Below are 17,924 nucleotides of genomic sequence, written 5' to 3'. Positions count from 1 at the left end.
CCTATGGACATGATTGTTCTGACCGACTGCTTGCCGTTGGGGGGAGCGAGGGCGGGCGGCCCCGCGCAACGAACGCATGTCGCCACCCGCCGGATCAGCGTCAGAACCGCTGCTGAATCCCCGCCGTCACGCCAACCTGAGTGGTGCCGTAGCCGTTGACATCGCGCGATACGCCGACCTTCTGCCCGTGCTGCCCGATCGCAAACGCACCGGCCGCGTACAGCACCGTGCGCTTCGACAGTGCGTACTGCGCGCGCATCGACACGAGCGTCGGATCGGCGTCCGTGCCGCCCTTGATGTTCTGGTGATACACGGCGCCGATCAGCGAGAACGTCGGTGTGAACTGGTACGAGCCGCCGAGCCAATACATGTCGCTCAGCTGGTTCGCGGCGCTCGTGCGATACGCACGCTTGTAGTTCCGATAGCCCGCCATCGTCTTCAGGTTGCCGAAGTCGTAGCTCAGGCCGGCATGAATCCCCTGGATGTAGTTGACCGGATCGGCCGGCGTCACGCTGTCGGACGCGCCATTCTGACGGTCGAACGCGACCACTGCCGCGAACGGGCCGCCCTCGTAGCCGATCGCCGCGTCGTACTTCGAGCTGGTCTTCACGCTGCCCGGCACGTTGCCGAAGCCGTACATCGCGCCGAACTTGAAGCCGCTGAATTCGCCGTCGTAGCGTACCGCGTTCGACGAGCGCGTGAACATGCCGTCCTTGCGGCCGCCGGTGGCCATCGACGACGTCGCCCACGAGTAGTTCTGCGCATACCCCATCGGGTCGAACGGCAGCATGTAGTCGTAGGTGACGGTGAAATTGCGGCCGAGCGAGATCTCGCCCCACTTGCCTTTCAGGCCGACGGTCGCGCGGCGCCCGAAGATCGAGTCGGGGCCGTCGTCGGAAGCGCCGTTTGCGAGATCGATCCCGCTTTCGAGACGGAACACGGCCTTCAGCCCGCCGCCTAGATCCTCGACGCCGCGCAGGCCCCAGCGCGACGTGTTCTTGTTGCCGGACTTGAGCTTGTACGAATTGCCGCCTTGCGGCGCCGCGTGGTTGGCGAACTCGATGCCGGCATCCATGATCCCGTACATCGTGACCGACGACTGTGCCTGTGCGGCGCCTGCCGCGAGGCCGGTGACGGCGGCCGAGCCGGTCAGGACGGCGGCGCGAAGGGAGCGTTCTGCGCGTGACTTCATTGACGGTGTCTCCTTGGTTCTTGTGAGTGGGTGAAACGGGGTGAAGCGAATGCGGCGCGCAGCACGCCGCGGCGGACGCGGGGGAGGCGTCCGCCGGACCTGCGTTTCATCGGATGGCGGGATGCGCGCGGCGTGCATGTGCGGCGGCGAGCGGGCCGCCGCGCGGGTCAGCCCGCTTTCGCGAACGCCCAGCAGTCGTTGGTCGGAAATTCGATCCAGTGCTTGCCCGCTGCGCGCGGCATGTGGCCGAACGCGCGCAGGCGCATGTCGCCGCAATGGAACAGGTATTCCCAGCGGTCGCCGAGATACATCGACGTGACGAGGTCGGCCTGCAGCCGATTCGCGCCCGGGCCATCGGCGACCTGCACGCGTTCGAGGCGGATCACGGCCTGCGCGTCCTGGCCCGGCGCGAGCGTGTCGCGTGCAAGTGCGCGGATTTCCCAGCCGTCGCCCGCGAGCGTCACGCATTCACCATCGATCGCCGCGACGCGCGCATCGATCCGGTTGTTGCTGCCCATGAACTCGGCCGTGTACAGCGAGCGCGGTGCGCCGTACAACTCGGCCGGCGTGCCTTCCTGCTCGATGCGGCCGTTGCGCAGCAGCAGGATGCGGTCGGACATCGCCATCGCCTCGGTCTGGTCGTGCGTCACGCACAGGGCCGACAGCCCGAGCGACACGATCAGCTCGCGCAGCCAGGCACGCGCTTCTTCACGCAGCTTCGCGTCGAGGTTCGACAGCGGCTCGTCGAGCAGGATCACCGGCGGGTTGTAGACGAGCGCACGCGCAATCGCGACGCGCTGCTGCTGACCGCCCGACAACTGATGCGGAAAGCGTGCCGCGAGATGGCCGAGGCCGAGCTGGTCGAGCGCGGTCTGCACGCGGCGCTTCTGTTCGGCCGGCGCGACGCGGCGCAGCTTCAGCCCGTAGCCGACGTTGTCGGCGACGGTGCGGTGCGGCCAAAGCGCGTACGACTGGAACACGAGGCCGAGCGAGCGCTGCTCGACGGGCAGGTCGACGCGCTGCGCGCCGTCGAAGAACACGCGGTCGTCGAGCTGGATACGCCCGTCGGACGGCTGTTCGAGGCCGGCCACCGCGCGCAGCAGCGTGGTCTTGCCGCTGCCCGACGCGCCGAGCAGGCACACGACTTCGCCGGCCTTCAGTTCGAACGACACGCCCTTGAGGATCGGGTTGGCGCCGTAGCTGAGGTGCAGGTCGTCGACGATGAGCTTATCCATGAAGTTTCACTCCGAAACGCAGGGCCACGCCGAGACCGGCGCCGACCATCGCAATGTTGATGACAGAGAGCGCGGCGACCTGGTCGACGGCGCCGGTCGCCCACAGCGACACGAGCAGCGCGCCGATCACTTCGGTGCCGGGCGACAGCAGGTAGACGGCCGTCGAGTATTCGCGCTCGAAGATCATGAAGATCAGGAGCCACGCGGCGAGCAGGCCGAAACGCACGAGCGGCAGCGTCACGTCGAGCGACACGCGGCTGCGCGTCGCGCCGACGCTGCGGCCGGCTTCCTCGAGCTCGGGGCCGACCTGCAGCAGCGCGCTCTGGATGAGCCGCATCCCGTACGCGAGCCACACGACCGTGTACGCGATCCAGATGCTCCACATCGAGTTCTTCAGCTCGCGCAGGCCGGGCACGAACAGGAAGATCCACAGGAACGCGAGGCCGGCGAGCAGGCCCGGCACCGCGCGCGGCAGCAGCACGAGATAGTCGAGCAGCTTGGTCGCCCAGTCGGGGCGGCGGTGGCCGGCGAACGCGACGAGCGAGTAGAAGCCGATCGCGAGTGCGCCGCCGATCACGCCGATGCCGAGCGTGTTGACGATCGCGCGCACCAGGTTGTCCTGCTCGAACAGCTCGATGAAGTTCGACAGCGTCAGCACTTCGGCGAGCGCGACGCCTTCGCCCCAGTTGGTCACGAACGCGCGCAGCACGATGCCCGAGATCGGCACGATCACGGTCAGCATCAGCCACAGCGCGACGATCGCGAGCGCGACCCAGCGCCATACGCCGAGCGGCAGCACCGTCGCGCGGCCGGCCTTGCCCTTGACGGTGACGAAGCGGTTGGCGGTTTTCAGCAGCCGGCGCTGCAGCAGCACGAGCGGGAACGTGATCGCGACGATGCACACGGCGACCGCGGCCATCAGGTGATACGACGGCACGCCGAGCTTGTTGGTCAGCTTGTACAGGTAGGTCGCGAGCACGAGGTGGCCTTCCGGATCGCCGAGCACGAGCGGCAGCCCGAACACTTCGAAGCCGAGGAAGAACACGAGCACGCCGGCGAACAGCAGCGCGGGCATCGTCATCGGCAGGCTGACGTCGAGCGCGACGCGGAACGGGCGGGCGCCCGTCACGCGCGCGGCTTCCTCGACATCCGAGCCGAGGTTGCGCAGCGCGGCCGACGAGTACAGGTACACGTGCGGCACGTGCGTGAGGCCGACGATCACCGTGATCGCGAAGATCGAGTACACGTTCCAGGGCACGCTTTGCATTCCGAACAGTTCCTTGAACCACACGGAGTAGAAGCCCACCGGGCCGGCCGCGACCACGTAGCCGAACGCGAGCACCATCGGCGACACGAACACCGGCGTGAGCAGCAGCGGTTCGAGCCAGCGGCGGCCGGGCAGATCGGTGCGCACCATCAGGAACGCGAGGATGCCGCCCAGCGGGATCGAGATGAACAGCATCCCGCCGGCGATGATGAACGAGTTCTTCACGGCCGACCAGAAGTCGGGATCGCTGAAGATGAAGCGGAAGCCTTCGATGCCGAGCGTCTTGTTTGCGTCGAAGAACGGCGCGGACAGCAGGCTCTGGAACAGGATGAAGCCGAGCGGCAGCGCGACCGCGACGGTCAGTACCGCGACGACGATCCAGCGCAGTATGCCGGCGAGCGGCTGCAGGCCGTTGGCCGGCAGCGCGGGAATCGCGTCGCGCGGGCCGGTGGTGGGCGGCACGGCCGGTGCCGTTCCGCGGGTGCTGGTTGAAAGCATGAGTTCGCCCCTGCGGCCATCCGGATGGCCGCCTCAAGGAAGTCGGTAAGGGGAAGGGGCCGCCCGCGCCGTGTGCGGCGGGCGGCCGGCAGTCAGCGGATCAGCGCTTGATCGCCTGCTGCCATTGCTTCAGGAAAGCGAGGCGCTTCGACTGGTCGAGATAGACGAGCAGGCCGGTGCCGATCTGGATCGGCTTCAGCGAATCGCCGAGTTCCCTCGTGAGGCTCGCGGCCGACGTTTCGCCGGTCACGTCCGTACGGATCGCGTACAGGTTCGCCTGGTTCGCGATCAGCGTCTGGCCGCGCTTGGACAGCAGGTAGTCGACCCACAGCTTCGCGGCGTTCGGGTTCTTCGCCTTCTTCGAGATCGTGGCGAGACGGCTCACGACCTGCGTGTAGTCCTTCGGAAACACGTAGCCGATCGACTTGTCCTTCTTCGCCTTCGCATAGGCATACGAACCGATAATGTTGTAGCCGATCAGGTTCTCGCCCGACGAGATCCGCTCCATCATCGCGCCCGTGCTCGACTGCAGCTTCGGGCCGGTCGCGCCGATCGCCTTCACGAGTTCCCACGTGACCTTCTCGTTCACGTGCGCGTCCTGCGTCAGGTAGTTGAAGCCGACGCCCGATTTCTCGATGTCGTAGGTCGTGACCTTGCCCTTGAACTTGTCGGCCTGCGTGGTCAGCAGCTTGATCAGGTCGGCGCGCGTCTTCGGCACTTCGTTCTCGGGAATCAGGCGCTTGTTGTAGACGATCGCGAGCGGCTCGAACGTCGTGCCGTACGCCAGCTTCTGGTACTGCGCCCACTGCGGCACGTTCGCGCTTTCGGGCGAGTCGTACGGGGCCATCAGGCCGTCGTTGACGAGCTTGACCTGCAGGTCCATCGCCGAGCTCCACAACACGTCGGCGCTGGTGCTGCTCGCTGCGTTCTCGCTGATGTAGCGGTTGTACAGCTCGGTGCTGTTCATGTCGTTGTATTCGACCTTTACGCCGTACAGGCTCTCGAAGTCCTTGATCAGCGGACGCACGAGGCCCGTGTCGGTCGTCGAGTAGACGATCAGCTTGCCTTCCTTCTTCGCGGCGTCGATCACGCCCTGATAATTCCCCGGATACCCGGCCGGAACCTGCGCGGCGGCGCTGCCGGCGGCAGTGCCCAGAACGACCGCCAGCGCGGCGGCGAGGTGCTTCGGTGCAAACGGCATGTCTTCCTCCAGTTACGTCTAGGTGTTGTTCGAGTGGAGCGGATGTTAATTGCGGCGCACTTTCAGCCTGCTTTCATTTCGGTTCGCAATCGTGTTCTTTGTGTCATGGATTTCCCGAGGTCGAAGCGGCGGCGGCCGCGCGTTTCGCGGCGCGCGGCACGATCTGGCAACGGAGGGGGGCGGGTTGCCGGCGGGCGCGGCAACGATGGCGAGGGCGGCTACGCGGGTTGCGCGAGAAGCTTGCCGAGGATCCGGCCGCCATGCCGCGCGTGCGCGGCCGTCAGTGCGGCGTACCCGACGACGACGCCCGCGTCGCACCGGGCGCTTCGACAGAATCCGCGGATCGGCTGCAATTCGACGCCGGCCGCCTGGGCCTGCGCGACGTACGTTGCGTCGTCCAACCCGGGCGGCAGCCACAGCACGAAATGAAAGCCCGCGTGTTCGCCGGACACCGTATATCGCCCGGCGGCGTGTTTCGCCAATTGGTCGAGCACGATGTCGCGCCGCTGGCGGTACGCGTGCCGTGCGGCGCGCAGGTGTTTCGCAAAATCGCCGTGCGCGATGAAGCGGGCCAGCGCCAGCTGCGGCGCCGCGCCGACCGAGCGCGCGGTCGCATGCCACACGGCCGACAGCGCCGGCCGCAGTTCCGCCGGCACGACCATGAAGCCGATGCGCAGCCCCGAGAACAACGTCTTGTTGAACGAGCCGCAGTAGATCACGCGATCGCACGCGTCGAGCGATTTCAGCGCGGGCAGCGGGGCGGTCTGGTAGCTGAATTCGCCGTCGTAGTCGTCTTCGATGATCCACGCGCGGTTGCGCTGCGCCCAGTCGAGCAGTTCGAGCCGGCGCGACACCGACATCGTGACGCCGAGCGGCGCCTGATGGGCGGGTGTCACGTAGGCCGCACGCGCGCCGGGATGCCGATCGAGCGCCCCCGTGTCGATGCCTTCCCGATCGACCGGCACGTCGATCACGGTCGCGCCCGCGATCGTGAAAATCTGCCACGCCGACACATAGCCGGGATCCTCCATCAGCACCGTCGAGCCCGGCGCGAGCAGCGTGCGCGCGACGAGATCGATCGAATGGCGGATGCCGGTCGTGATGAAGATGTCGGCCGCGTCGCACGGGATGCCGCGGTATTCCCGCAGGTACGCAGCAATTTCATGGCGCAGGCCCTCGACGCCTTGCGCCGGCGTCGCCCCGAGGTCGTTCGCCGTCGCGGCAAGCAGGCTGGCCCCGAGCGCCTTCTTCCATTGCTGCATCGGCAGCAGGCCGGGATCGGCCAGCCGCGCGACGAACGGGACGCCCGGACGCACGCCTTGTTCCGGCACGGCGGCGTCGGTCGCGCGCGGCGGCGCGGGGCGCGGGTCGGAAGGGGGAAGGTTGTTGTCGCGCGACTGCGCGGCCGCGCGCAAATAGCTGTCCGGCACCACCGCGCAGACCCGCGACCCCGCCCCTTGCGTGCGGGCGATGTAGCCCTCGGCGCACAGCCGGTCGTATGCCGCTTCGACGGTTCCCCGGGCGACACCCCAGCGTGCGGCGAGGGTGCGGCTGGACGGTAGCGGGCTGTCGCCGGGCAGCAGGCGTTTCAGGATCGCGTCGCGCAGCGTGTCGGCAATGCACTCCTGCTTCGACTGCGGACCGCCCGTGGACAGCCCGGCAGGGCACGGCAGATCGAGCGGAATCGCGGCTTTGCCTCGCGCCATAGTGGTCTAGTCAGTGTCGGATTTAATGGCCCTTCAGCTTATATCACTTTGACCTTAGATTGCTGTTGACCACATCAATCCGACCGGAGACGGGCTCACCGCATGAAAACGCGTTCATTACCCCAGTGGGGCTGGCTGTTCCTGTTGATGCTCGTCGTGTGCCTGCCGCGGGTCACGATCGATGCGTACCTGCCGTCGTTGCCGGCGATGGCGGACGCGCTGCACGGCACCGACGCCCAGTTGCAGCTCACGCTGACCCTCTACATGGTCGGCTATGCGCTGTCGATGCTGGTGTCGGGGCCGTTGTCCGACCGTTACGGCCGTCGTCCCGTCCTGCTCGGCGGCCTGTGCCTTTACGTGGTCGCGAGCGTCGCCTGCGCGTGGTCGACCAGCATCACGGCGATCGTTGCCGCGCGCATCTTCCAGGCGTTGGGCGGCTGCAGCGGAACGGTGATCGGCCGCGTGATCGTGCGCGAGCGCTTCCCGACCGCGATGCAGGCCACGATGCTGGGGCGCATCTCGGCCGGCATGGCGCTGTCGCCGGTGATTGCGCCGCTGGCCGGCAGTGCGGTTGCCGAGTGGCTCGGGTGGCGCGGCGTGTTCGGATGGCTGGCGGCGGGCGGGGTGGTCGCGACGGCGATGGTGCTGCGCTACCTGCCGGAGACCCGCGAAAGCGACATGCGGCCGGCGCTGCGCGCGGGGCTCCTGCGGACGTACGCGAGCCTGCTGTGCGATCGCCGTTTCCTGCGCTACTCGCTCGCCATCAGTTTCGCGTACTGCACGTACTATCCGTTCATCGCGGAATCGTCGACGCTGTTCCAGCGGCAACGCGGCGTATCGGGCCCGGTGTATGCCGCGATCTTCGGCCTGACCGTGCTCGGCTACCTGATCGGCTCGAACGTGTTCGCGCGGACCGGTACCCGCTGGAAGGCCGATTCGGTCATCGCGGCGGCGGCGGGCGTCAATCTGGCCGGCGCCGTCGCGTTGTGGATCGGCGGTGCGATCGCGCCGACGGCGGTGGCGGCGCTCGTCGTCCCGATGTTCTTCGTGATGATTGCGGTCGGGATCGCAATCCCGGCCTGCCAGTTCGCGGTGATGCAGCCATACACGACGATCGCCGGGACGGCGTCCGGGCTGTTCTTCTTTATCCAGATGGCGATCACGGCCGCGTGCGGCGGGGTGCTGGCGTGGCTGTCGGACGGCACCGCGCGCCCGATGATCGTCGTGACGGTCGGCGCGAGCATCGCGTTCCTGGTCGTGGCGGTCGGCCTGCGCGAGCGGCGGCGCGCAGGCGACGGGTCACGCTTCGCGACACGGAACCGGCCCGCCCCCGAACGCTGAGCGTTGGTCGGCCGACCCGGCCGACGCGCGCTTGCGCCGGTGGCGCAACCAGTGTTTCCGCGAGGCGTCGGCATGGAAAGGATCATGTAATGTAGCGGCCTGTCGCTGACCTTACGGAATCCCCATGCGTGTGCTGCTCGTCGAAGACAATCCGAACCTCGCCCAGTCGCTGAACGACGCGCTGAGCGCGGCGCGCTTCGCGGTCGACCACATGGCGGACGGCGAGGCGGCCGACCACGTGCTGCGCACGCAGGATTACGCGCTCGTGATCCTCGATCTCGGGCTGCCGAAGCTCGACGGGCTGGAAGTGCTGCGGCGGCTGCGCGCGCGCCGCAATCCGGTACCGGTGCTGATCCTGACCGCGCACGGGTCGGTCGAGGATCGCGTGAAGGGGCTCGATCTCGGCGCCGACGACTATCTCGCGAAGCCGTTCGAACTGACCGAACTGGAGGCGCGCGCCCGCGCGCTGATCCGCCGCAGCCTCGGCCACGAGCATTCGCGGGTCGAATGCGGGCCGCTTTCGTACGACAGTATCGACCGCAGCTTCCATCTCGCGGGCGAGCCGCTGTCGCTCACGCCGCGCGAGCGCTCGGTGCTCGAGGTGCTGATCCTGCGCAACGGCCGCGCGATCAACAAGGAAACGCTGTCGGAGAAGATCTTCGGGCTCGACGAGTCGGTCAATGCCGATGCGATCGAGATCTACGTGTACCGGCTGCGCAAGAAGCTCGAGAACACGGGAATCGCGATCGTCACGCTGCGCGGGCTCGGTTATCTGCTCGAAGCGAAGGCGGAGGCGGCGGAATGAACCGCCGCCGCGCTCACGCTCTTTGCGCGGGACCGATGTACGCGTTGACACGCTGCGCCGGATCGACACGTTCGCGGCCCGCCAACGACACGCCTGTCATTCACGGCGGACCGCGTGGGCGCGGAGAAGCGCGCCGCGCATGCTCCGCCATGCGCCATGGGACGGCCCGGCGGGAGGCACGGTGACCCGCCCGAACCTGCGCACCCAGGTCGCGCTGTGGCTGCTGCTGCCGCTGCTCGGCCTGCTCGCGCTCGACTCGTGGCTCACGTACCAGCGCGCGATGAACGCCGCGCACGTCGCGTTCGACCGCACGCTGTCGTCGTCGCTGAAGTCGATCCGCGAAGGCGTGCGGCTCAACGATGGCGAGATCGAGGTCGACCTGCCGTATCTCGCGCTCGAAATGCTCGAGTCGAGCGACGGCGGCAAGATCTACTACCTGATCCGCGAGGACAACGGCCACACGATCACCGGCTATCCGGACCTGCCGCTGCCGCAGGGGCGCGACGCGGGCGACGGCGCGCTGTTCGTCACGCGCTACTACGACGTCGTCTATCGCGGCGAGCAGTTGCGGATGGCCGCGCTGCGCATCCCGGTGCACGACGTGCCGACCGCGCAGTCGCGCATCGTGTGGGTGATGGTGGGCGAGACGATCGAGGCCCGCCAGGCGCTCGCGCGCGAAATTCTGGTGGGATCGCTGCTGCAGGAAGGCTTGCTGGTCGTGCTGGCGCTCGGCATCGTGTGGCTCGGCGTCGGGCGCGGGCTGCGGCCGCTGAACCGGCTGTCGGCGACGGTCGCCGCGCGCAGCGAGGACGATACGACGCCGCTCGATACCGGCGCGATGCCGAGCGAACTCGCGCCGCTGGTCGAGTCGATCAACCAGTACATCGGCCGCACGCAGCGGATGCAGGTCGCACGGCGCCGTTTCTTCGCGGACGCGGCCCATCAACTGAAGACGCCGCTCGCGGCCGTGCAGGCCGGCGTCGAGCTTGCGCTGCGGCCCGACGAGCAGCCGCGCGCGAACGGGCACCTGCGGCGCGCGAACGGCGCGGTGCGTCAGGCCGCGAAGATCGTCCAGCAACTGCTGTCGCTGTCGCGGCTCGATTCGGACAGCGGCCATGCGATCGCGCACAAGCCGGTCGCGCTGCACCGGCTCGCGCGCAGCGTGACGCTCGACTGGTCGCCGGTTGCACGCGCGCGCGACATCGATCTCGGTTTCGAGCACGAAGCCGACCTCGACGTGCACGGGCAGTCCGACCTGCTCGGCGAGATGATCGGCAACCTGATCGACAACGCGATTCGCTATGCGGGCGACCGCGCGGTGATCACGGTGCGCGTGTCGCGCGATGGCGAGCATGCGCGGCTCGACGTCATCGACAACGGGCCGGGCATTCCGGCGGACGAGCGCGACGCGGTGTTCGAGCGCTTCCATCGAGGCAGCAAGACGCAGACGGTCGAAGGGACGGGGCTCGGGTTGTCGATCGTGCGCGAGATCGCGCGCGTGCATCAGGGCAGCGTGACGCTTGACGATGCAGCCGGTGGTGGGCTGGTTGTGACGATCCGGTTGCCGGTGGTGGGCGATGCGGCGCAGCGCGCCGCGTGAGGGCAGTTGGCGATGCGGGAAGCGGCTGGCTGTGAGTGGCGGCTTCCCGGCATTGAAGGGGGCGAGCGGTTCCGTGCGCCGGCTCAATCGCCGAACCCGATCTCCGCTTCCAGCGACTGGCCGACTTCGAGCCATGTGCCAGCGCCTTCGACGACGATCGCGTTGATGCCGAACGTCAGTTCGCCGTCGAAGTTCGGGTTCGCCCGGTAGGTCTGCATCGTGTCGGTCGGCTCGTGCGGCCACGCCGGATCGGGCGCGCCGGTGACCTGGTCGATCGTCGGCATCGGGCAGCGCGTGCACAGCTTCACGAGACGCAGCCGCACGGGCGTCGCGCCTTCGGTGTCGAGATGTTCGACGAAATCCTCTTCATAGGCGGCGAGATCCGACACCACGATGTTCGGTCGGAAGCGGTTCATTGGAATCGCCGGCGCACCTTTCGCGGCGAGCCGCGCGTTCAGGTCGTCGAGCGACGACTGGCCGATCACGAGCAGCGGGTAGCCGTCCGCGAACTGCGTGTGCGTATCGATCTCGCCGGTCCACTTGCGATTGCAGCCGCGGCGCGCGTCGGGCCCGAAGCGCGCGAGCTTCGTGGGCATGCCGAGGAATTCGGTGAGCCACGCGGCCGTTTCGGCGCCCGTGTCGATCGCGTCGACGGTGTCGCGCCAGACGGTCGCGGCCATTTTCGGCGTGGCGGGCGATACGTCGCCGTCGAGCGGCGTGCGGATCTCGCGCATGCCCGGCGCGTTCAGCACGAGCGCATCGCTGTCGAGCGCGGCGCGGATCAGCGCGAGGCGCGGGTGTGTACGCTGCGTGATCATCTGCCCGGCAGGGTCGGTGATCAGCCAGTGGCGGTCGTACGCCAGGCCCGTTTCGAGCAGTTGCGCGCGCGACAGCGCGATGCCGGCACAGGATTTGATCGGGTAAACGAAGAGTTCGGCGATGGCTGGCATGACGCTGGCTGAAGGCGGATGACGAGACTGCGATTGTGCCAGATCGCGCCGCAGCCGTTTGGACGGCTGCGCACCGTCGCGCGGCCGGTCATGCGAGCGGGAAGCCCGGATCGAACGTCGTGCGCACGTCGAGCGGCTGGCGCAATAGCCCCGCCTTCAGGTAGAAGTCGGCCGTGCGCTGTTGTTCGGCGATGACCGTCGCGTCGATCGGCAGCCAGCGCGTGTTGCGGCGCTCGAACTGCAGCCTGGCGGCTGCCGGCGGAATGCCGATGATGCGCGCGAGTGCCGCGGAATACGCGTCGACGTGCCGGTACGACCATGCCTGCGCGCGCACGACGCGTCGCAGGAAATCGTGCAGCACGTCGCGCTTCGACGCGATTGCCGCGTCGGTCGCCGCGATGTAGCTGAGGCCCGACCACAGTCCGCGGCCGTTGACGAGCACGCGCGCGCGGCCGCTCGTTTCGGCGAGTGCGGTATAGGGCTCCCAGGTCGCCCACGCGTCGATCGAGCCGGTTGCGAGCGCAAGCATCGTATCGGCCGGCGGCAGGAAGCGGAACGAGACGGCGTCGGGCGGCAGGCCGGCCGCGTCGAGCGCCTTCAGTGTGACGAAATGGCCGATCGAGCCGCGCGTCGTGCCGATCCGCTTGCCCTTCAGGTCGGCCGCGCCTTTCAGCGCCGCATCGGGCCGCACGAGCACCGCCGTGCCGTATGGGTCGGAACGGTTCGCGCCGATCACCTTGATGCGTGCGCCCGACGCGAGCGCGAAGATCACCGGCGCGTCGCCGATCGGCCCGCAGTCGACGGCGGCTGCGTTCAGCGCTTCCGCGAGCGGCGCGGCGGCGGGGAACTCGGTCCACGCGATGTCGTACGCAAGGCCGTTCAGTTCGCCGGCCGCTTCGAGCAGCGCGCGCAGCCCGCCTTTCTGGTCGCCGGCGCGCAGCAGCGGTCGTGTGCCCGATTGCGCGCGCAGTGCGGCCGGGGCTGCGGCGATCGTGGCGAGAGCGCTCGCTTGCGCGAGGAAATGGCGTCGGGTCGGATTCATCGTGAAGTTCGGTTGGAAGAAACGGTCAGGGATTCACTCAATGCGGGAGCCCGGCCTGCACGTCGCGCACGGGTTCCGTGTCGACGCGCAGCAGCAGCGCGGTCAGCGGATCGCCGTTCGCTGCCGGTACGGCCGATCGTGCGGTGGCGTCCGAGCGGCACAGCAGGTCGGCATCCGACCAGCCGGCGCTGCCCGGCAACGCGCGCGCCCGCAGCCAGCCACGGCGATCGGCGAGAAGCTGAGTGCCGCCGAACGCGTCCGGCGCCACGCCGGCGATCGTCGCGAAGGCGAGCCACGCATCGGGCGTTGACGCCACGCAATCGGCTCGCGCGGCGCCGGTCGCTTGCACCATGGGCGCACCGCGTGCCGTGACGAGCAAGGTTTGCCAGCGCGCATCTTCCGGCGGGGGCGTCGCGCCCGGCGCGAGCGCGACGATGCGCACGCGCTGGCCTTCGCGCCAGCGATCGAGCGGTTGGGGCGCGGCGCCGCCGCAGCGCACGTCGAGCGCCGGCAGCGGGACGGGCACGGGCCACGCGCCTTCCGCCTGCGCGCCGCTGCCCGCGGCGAGCGCTTTCAGGTAGTCGAGCACGGCCCAGGTGTCCTGCGGGCCGAGCGTCGCGGCGAAGCCGGGCATCGTCGACGCGCCGTGTTCGTCGCGCGTGCCGTGGCGCACGCGCCAGAACAGCTCGCCGTCGAGACGGCGGGGGAGCAGCGTGCCGGCGAAGGTCGGCGGCCAGTGCGAGAGCGTGGCCGCGAGCGGCCCTTCGCCGCGTCCGTCCGCGCCGTGGCACGCCGCGCAGTGTTGCGCATACAGGTGCGCGCCACGCATCACGTTCGATACCGAAAACGGCGCGGGATCGCGCTGGAAACTCGTCGGCACGGCGGGCAAGAGCCACAGCGACGACGGCGGCCACGGCGCGCCCCACGCAACGGCCAGCGCGGCGAGCGCCGACGCGACACGCCATTTGCGCGAAGCGAGCGCGATGCCCGCGAGCACGACGGCCAGCGCCGTCGCAGCGGCGGCGAATGCGAGTTGCCGCGTGAGTCCCGCGTCGATGCGCAGCGTTTCGAGCGCGATGCGGTAGGTCCACGGCCACGCGGCTTGACCGTCGGCGCCGCCCGTCAGCCCGAGCGCATGCAGCACGCGCGCCAGCGCAATCTGCGCGCGATACAGCCCTTGCAGAAACACGAGCGCCCAGTCGGCGAACGGCGGCGCGTTCATCGGCACCATTCCCGCCGCGCGGTGGCCCATCGTCGAACGGCACTGCGCATCTACCAGCTCGCATCGAGCCCGAGGTGCCGCAGCGCGTCGTGACGCAGTTCCGCGAGGCGCGGGTCGCCGCGATGGCGCGGGTAGGGCAGGTCGACGTGCAATTCGGCGACGATCCGTGCGGGACGCGGCCCGAACACGATCACGCGCTGCGCGAGGAACAGCGCTTCCTCGACGTCGTGTGTGACGAGCAGCGCGGAGAAACCGTCGCGTTGCCACAGCGCGGTGAGCTCGGCCTGCATCGTGAGCCGCGTCAGCGAATCGAGCTTGCCGAGCGGTTCGTCGAGAATCAGCAGGCGCGGATCGTTGACGAGCGCGCGGGCCAGCGCGACCCGCTGCGCCATCCCGCCGGACAACTGGTGCGGGAACACGTTCGAGAATTCCTGCAGCCCGACGCGCGCGAGCGCATCGTCGACGCGATGCTGCGACGCACGCGCCACGCCGCGCGCCTCGAGGCCGAGCGCGACGTTCGCACGCACGCGCCGCCACGGGTACAGCGTCGGGTCCTGGAACACGACGATGCGCGACGGATCGGGTTGTTCGATCGGCACGCCATCCTGCGCGATCGAGCCTTGCCGCGCGGCGTCGAGGCCCGCGACGAGGCGCAGCAGCGTCGATTTCCCGCAGCCGCTCGGGCCAAGCAGCGCGACGAATTCGCCGGCCGCGACCGACAGCGTGACGTCATCCAGCACCGGCAGCGCGCCGCCGGGGCCGTCGAACGCATGGCTCACGCGGCGGATGTCGATGCGCGCGCCGCGCGGCGTCGTGGCGGCGGGCGCGGCGGCAACGGACGAGTCGAGTACGGCGGCGCTTACCATTTGACGGTTCCTTTCTGCCAGGCGAGCATGCGGTCGCGCACCGCGAACAGCAGCGCGATCAGCCCGGAAAACAGCAGCGCCATCACGATCAGCGCCGCATACATGTTCACGTACGATGCCCAGCCCTGCGCCCAGCTCAGGTACCAGCCGAGCCCGGACTTGACGCCCATCATCTCGGCGACGACCAGCACCGTGAACGACGCGCTCAGCCCCATGAAGATGCCGACGAACACGTGCGGCAGCGCGGCCGGAATCGCGACGCGCAGCACGAGGAAGCGCGCGTTCGCACCGAGCGTGCGTGCAACGTCGTAATACTGCTTGTTGACGCTCGCGACACCGGACCACGTGAGCACCGCGACCGGGAAGCCGGTTGCGAGCGCAACCAGGAACGCGGCGGCCGAATAGCTCGACGGGAAGAAGTAGAACGTGAGCGGCAGCAGGGCGGTGGCCGGCACGGGGCCGAGCACGCGCAGCACCGGATGCACCCAGTAGCCGATCCGGCGCGACCAGCCGATCGAGACGCCGACTGCGGAACCGGCCGCGACGCCGTACGCAAAGCCGAGTGCGAGCAGCTTCAGCGTATTGCCGGCGCTGCCGAGCAGGCGCGGCCAGTCGTCGATGTAGACCTCGATCAGCGCTTGTGGCGGCGCGAAGAACGGCGTCGGCAGCCAGCCGGTTTTCGCGGTGACGATTTCCCACGTGGCGAGCACGAGCGGCAGCGCGACGAGCCACGGGCCGGCTGGGCGCACGCGTGCGAGCCGCGTGCGCGTCGCGGGGACGAGATGGCCGAGCGTCGCGGCGGCGAGCAGCAGCGCGGCGATCGTCCACGCACCGACGGCGAATTCGTCCGTGTACGCCCAGTCGGTGAAACCGACGACGCGGTTCGGCCACAGTTGCGTGAATGCGCCGAGCGCGCCCCACGCAAGCGCGGCGGCGATGCCGGTCGGCCAGGTGCGTGCGCGCCGGGCTTCGGCGGCGAGCGTGGCTTCGCACGCCGTGCAGGCGCCGCGCCGCGCCGCGGATGCAGCGGCACTGCCGCCGGCAGGGGCCGACGCGGTGCGTGCGGAGGAAGGATGTTCAATCGTCGACATCGCGTTACCCCAGCACGTTCGCATAGACCTGCTGCGCGAAGCGCTGCGGGTCGGTGCTCTTCTTCAGCACGCTGATACGGCGGAAGTCGTCCGCATAGAACGCGATTTCCTGCTGCAGGTCGACGTTGGTCGGGTGGTGGTTGTAGGTGAGCGTCGCGTAGAGCTTGCGCAGGTCCTCGGGGCTGATCTTCGGCGAATACTTCGCGAACACCTTCGCGGCTTCGTTCGGGTTGTCGTGCGTGAATTCGGTGGCCTGCACGATCGAGCGCGCGAGCGCGGCGGCCGACGGCCGGTCGTTGCGCACGAGGTCGCCGCGCGCGCCGATCACGCAGCACACCTTGCGCGCGTATTCGCCGGACAGGTTCGTCGCGAGCTCCGTATACGCGCCGTTGCTGCGCTTTTCGAGCAGATAGAGGTTCGGGTCGCCGTCGGCGATCGCGTGGATCTCGCCCTTGTCGACCGCGACGCCGAGCAGGTCGGCCGGATACTGCCGCCACGTGATGTCGCGCTCGGGATCGATGCCGTTCTTCGCGAGCAGGATCGAGAAGAAATGCTTGCCGGGCGCGGCCAGATCGCTGACGCCGACCGTCTTGCCCTTCAGCGCCTGCAGCGTCGTCACGCCGGCCGCCTTCGCGCCGAGCAGCCGCACGCAGCCGCCATGCGAGCTGCCGATGATCTTCACGTCGAAGCCGGCTTCGAGCGGCTTCAGCCAGCGGTGGATCATCCCGACCGCCGCATCGGCCTTGCCGGTCGCGATCGATTCGAGCAACTGGTCGGTCGAGCCGCTGTAGTTGATCAGCTCGACCTTCAGGCCGTTCTTCTCGAAGAAGCCGCGCTCCTGCGCGACGACGATCGGCGTCAGGCAGAACGCGTTCTGGTTCCACGCGAACGTGAGCTTCTTCAGCGGCGGCGCGGACCAGGCCTTGCGGCCCAGCGTGATCGCGGGCGCGGCGAGCGCGACGGCGCCGGCGGCGCGCAGCAGCTTGCGGCGTTTGTTGTCGTGCGTGTCGGCGGGCGCGGTGGTTCGGGTCATGGGGTCTGGTCTCCGGTCATGCGAAAAGGCGCTCAGTCGAACAGGTCGGGTTCGTCGGCGACGACGCGCGCGAACAGGCTGTCGAATGCGTGCAGCGCGCCCTCGGGGCCGCCGATCTGGCCATGCGTGTGGCGCGCGGTCGCGGGATCGATCGGCTGCGGCGTGCCGGCCGCCTCGGCCAGCAACTGCGTGTGCGCGGCGTTGTCGAGCGCGATGTACCACCACGCGGCGGCCTCGACCGTCGGGCCGGCGGTCAGGATCCCGTGGTTCTTCAGGATTGCGCCCTTGTGCGTGGTGCCGTCGGGCTTCGCCAGCGCATCGGCGATCCGTGCGCCTTCGCTGGTGTCGACGACCATCCCCGTGAAGTCGTCGAACAGCGCGTGGTCTTCGTAGAACACGCACGCGTCCTGCGTGAGCGGATCGAGCGGGCGGCCGAGCGTCGACCATGCCTTGCCGTAGGTCGAATGCGTATGCGCGGCGGCGACGATGTGCGGATGCGCGTCGTGGATCGCAGCATGGATCGCGAACGCGGCCTTGTTCAGCGGCCGCGTGCCGATCGCGGTTTCGCCGCGCGCGTTGACGAGCAGCAGGTCGGACACCTTGATCTGCGAGAAATGCACGCCGAGCGGATTCACCCAGAAGTGGTCGGGCAGTTCGGGGTCGCGCGCGGTGATGTGGCCGGCGAGCCCCTGCGCGAAGCCGAAGCGTGCGAACAGGCGGAACGCGGCCGCGAGCCGTTCCTGACGGTGACGGCGCTCGGCGGCGACGTCGATGCGCGGTGCCGGCGAATCGAACCAGAAATGCTGGCGCGGCGACGCGGCGAGCGTGAGGCCCGACGCACTGCGTTCGGGCGTGGACAGAACGGCGGACATCGG

Annotated in this window: 15 protein-coding genes; 3 read left to right on the top strand and 12 right to left on the bottom strand. The window is 68.9% G+C overall.

The features are described 5' to 3' along the window. Positions 1–100: 100 nt before the first annotated feature. The 5 genes from BDO18943_RS32660 to pdxR all read right to left on the bottom strand — a co-directional run bounded on the left by BDO18943_RS32660 (position 101) and on the right by pdxR (position 7,099). Positions 101–1,192, bottom strand: coding sequence for a porin (locus BDO18943_RS32660; RefSeq protein ID WP_175025537.1), 1,092 nt, complete (start codon positions 1,190–1,192; stop codon positions 101–103). Positions 1,193–1,359: 167 nt separating this feature from the next. Then, entirely contained in the window at positions 1,360–2,427 is a 1,068-nt protein-coding gene (locus BDO18943_RS32655; RefSeq protein ID WP_043183528.1) for an ABC transporter ATP-binding protein, read from the bottom strand. Beyond that, entirely contained in the window at positions 2,420–4,192 is a 1,773-nt protein-coding gene (locus BDO18943_RS32650) for an ABC transporter permease (protein WP_175025536.1), read from the bottom strand. The genes BDO18943_RS32655 and BDO18943_RS32650 overlap by 8 nt, the downstream gene beginning before the upstream one ends. Positions 4,193–4,292: 100 nt before the next feature. Next, positions 4,293–5,393 (bottom strand): ABC transporter substrate-binding protein, encoded by a 1,101-nt coding sequence (locus tag BDO18943_RS32645; RefSeq protein WP_175025535.1) that lies wholly within the window; start codon positions 5,391–5,393, stop codon positions 4,293–4,295. Between the two features lie 218 nt (positions 5,394–5,611). Continuing rightward, the gene (pdxR, locus tag BDO18943_RS32640; RefSeq protein WP_175025534.1) at positions 5,612–7,099 is read right to left on the bottom strand and encodes a MocR-like pyridoxine biosynthesis transcription factor PdxR; all 1,488 of its coding nucleotides are present in this window, start codon (positions 7,097–7,099) and stop codon (positions 5,612–5,614) included. Between the two features lie 102 nt (positions 7,100–7,201). On the opposite strand from pdxR, the gene BDO18943_RS32635 reads away from it, so the two are divergent. From BDO18943_RS32635 to BDO18943_RS32625, 3 genes are all read left to right on the top strand, one after another. Then, positions 7,202–8,440, top strand: coding sequence for a multidrug effflux MFS transporter (locus BDO18943_RS32635; protein ID WP_175025533.1), 1,239 nt, complete (start codon positions 7,202–7,204; stop codon positions 8,438–8,440). Positions 8,441–8,564: 124 nt separating this feature from the next. Next, a complete protein-coding gene (locus BDO18943_RS32630) occupies positions 8,565–9,245 on the top strand; it encodes a response regulator (RefSeq protein WP_175025532.1) in 681 nt (226 codons plus the stop codon). A gap of 181 nt (positions 9,246–9,426) precedes the next feature. After that, on the top strand, positions 9,427–10,845 hold the full coding sequence (locus tag BDO18943_RS32625; protein ID WP_175025531.1) for a sensor histidine kinase: 1,419 nt from the start codon (positions 9,427–9,429) through the stop codon (positions 10,843–10,845). Positions 10,846–10,928: 83 nt separating this feature from the next. On the opposite strand, the gene BDO18943_RS32620 is transcribed toward BDO18943_RS32625, so the two are convergent. The 7 genes from BDO18943_RS32620 to BDO18943_RS32590 form a co-directional block, all read right to left on the bottom strand. Then, positions 10,929–11,795: an MOSC domain-containing protein gene (locus BDO18943_RS32620; protein ID WP_175025530.1), complete on the bottom strand. Its 867-nt coding sequence runs from the start codon at positions 11,793–11,795 to the stop codon at positions 10,929–10,931. An 88-nt stretch (positions 11,796–11,883) separates the two neighbouring features. Continuing rightward, positions 11,884–12,837 (bottom strand): ABC transporter substrate-binding protein, encoded by a 954-nt coding sequence (locus BDO18943_RS32615; RefSeq protein ID WP_175025529.1) that lies wholly within the window; start codon positions 12,835–12,837, stop codon positions 11,884–11,886. 37 nt (positions 12,838–12,874) lie between these two features. Continuing rightward, positions 12,875–14,059 (bottom strand): c-type cytochrome, encoded by a 1,185-nt coding sequence (locus tag BDO18943_RS32610; RefSeq protein ID WP_175025528.1) that lies wholly within the window; start codon positions 14,057–14,059, stop codon positions 12,875–12,877. 50 nt (positions 14,060–14,109) lie between these two features. Then, on the bottom strand, positions 14,110–14,925 hold the full coding sequence (locus tag BDO18943_RS32605) for an ABC transporter ATP-binding protein (protein WP_175025527.1): 816 nt from the start codon (positions 14,923–14,925) through the stop codon (positions 14,110–14,112). Further along, positions 14,919–16,016 (bottom strand): ABC transporter permease, encoded by a 1,098-nt coding sequence (locus BDO18943_RS32600; RefSeq protein WP_175025526.1) that lies wholly within the window; start codon positions 16,014–16,016, stop codon positions 14,919–14,921. The genes BDO18943_RS32605 and BDO18943_RS32600 overlap by 7 nt, the downstream gene beginning before the upstream one ends. A 4-nt stretch (positions 16,017–16,020) precedes the next feature. Further along, positions 16,021–17,049, bottom strand: coding sequence for an ABC transporter substrate-binding protein (locus BDO18943_RS32595; RefSeq protein WP_175025525.1), 1,029 nt, complete (start codon positions 17,047–17,049; stop codon positions 16,021–16,023). A gap of 32 nt (positions 17,050–17,081) precedes the next feature. After that, positions 17,082–17,921, bottom strand: coding sequence for a class II aldolase/adducin family protein (locus tag BDO18943_RS32590; protein ID WP_175025524.1), 840 nt, complete (start codon positions 17,919–17,921; stop codon positions 17,082–17,084). Positions 17,922–17,924 lie beyond the last annotated feature (3 nt).

It is taken from the genome of Burkholderia aenigmatica, from assembly GCF_902499175.1.
Taxonomy (GTDB): Bacteria; Pseudomonadota; Gammaproteobacteria; order Burkholderiales; family Burkholderiaceae; genus Burkholderia; species Burkholderia aenigmatica.
Note: the sequence above shows the minus strand (reverse complement) of the source record. Positions and strands in the feature narration are given on the sequence as shown.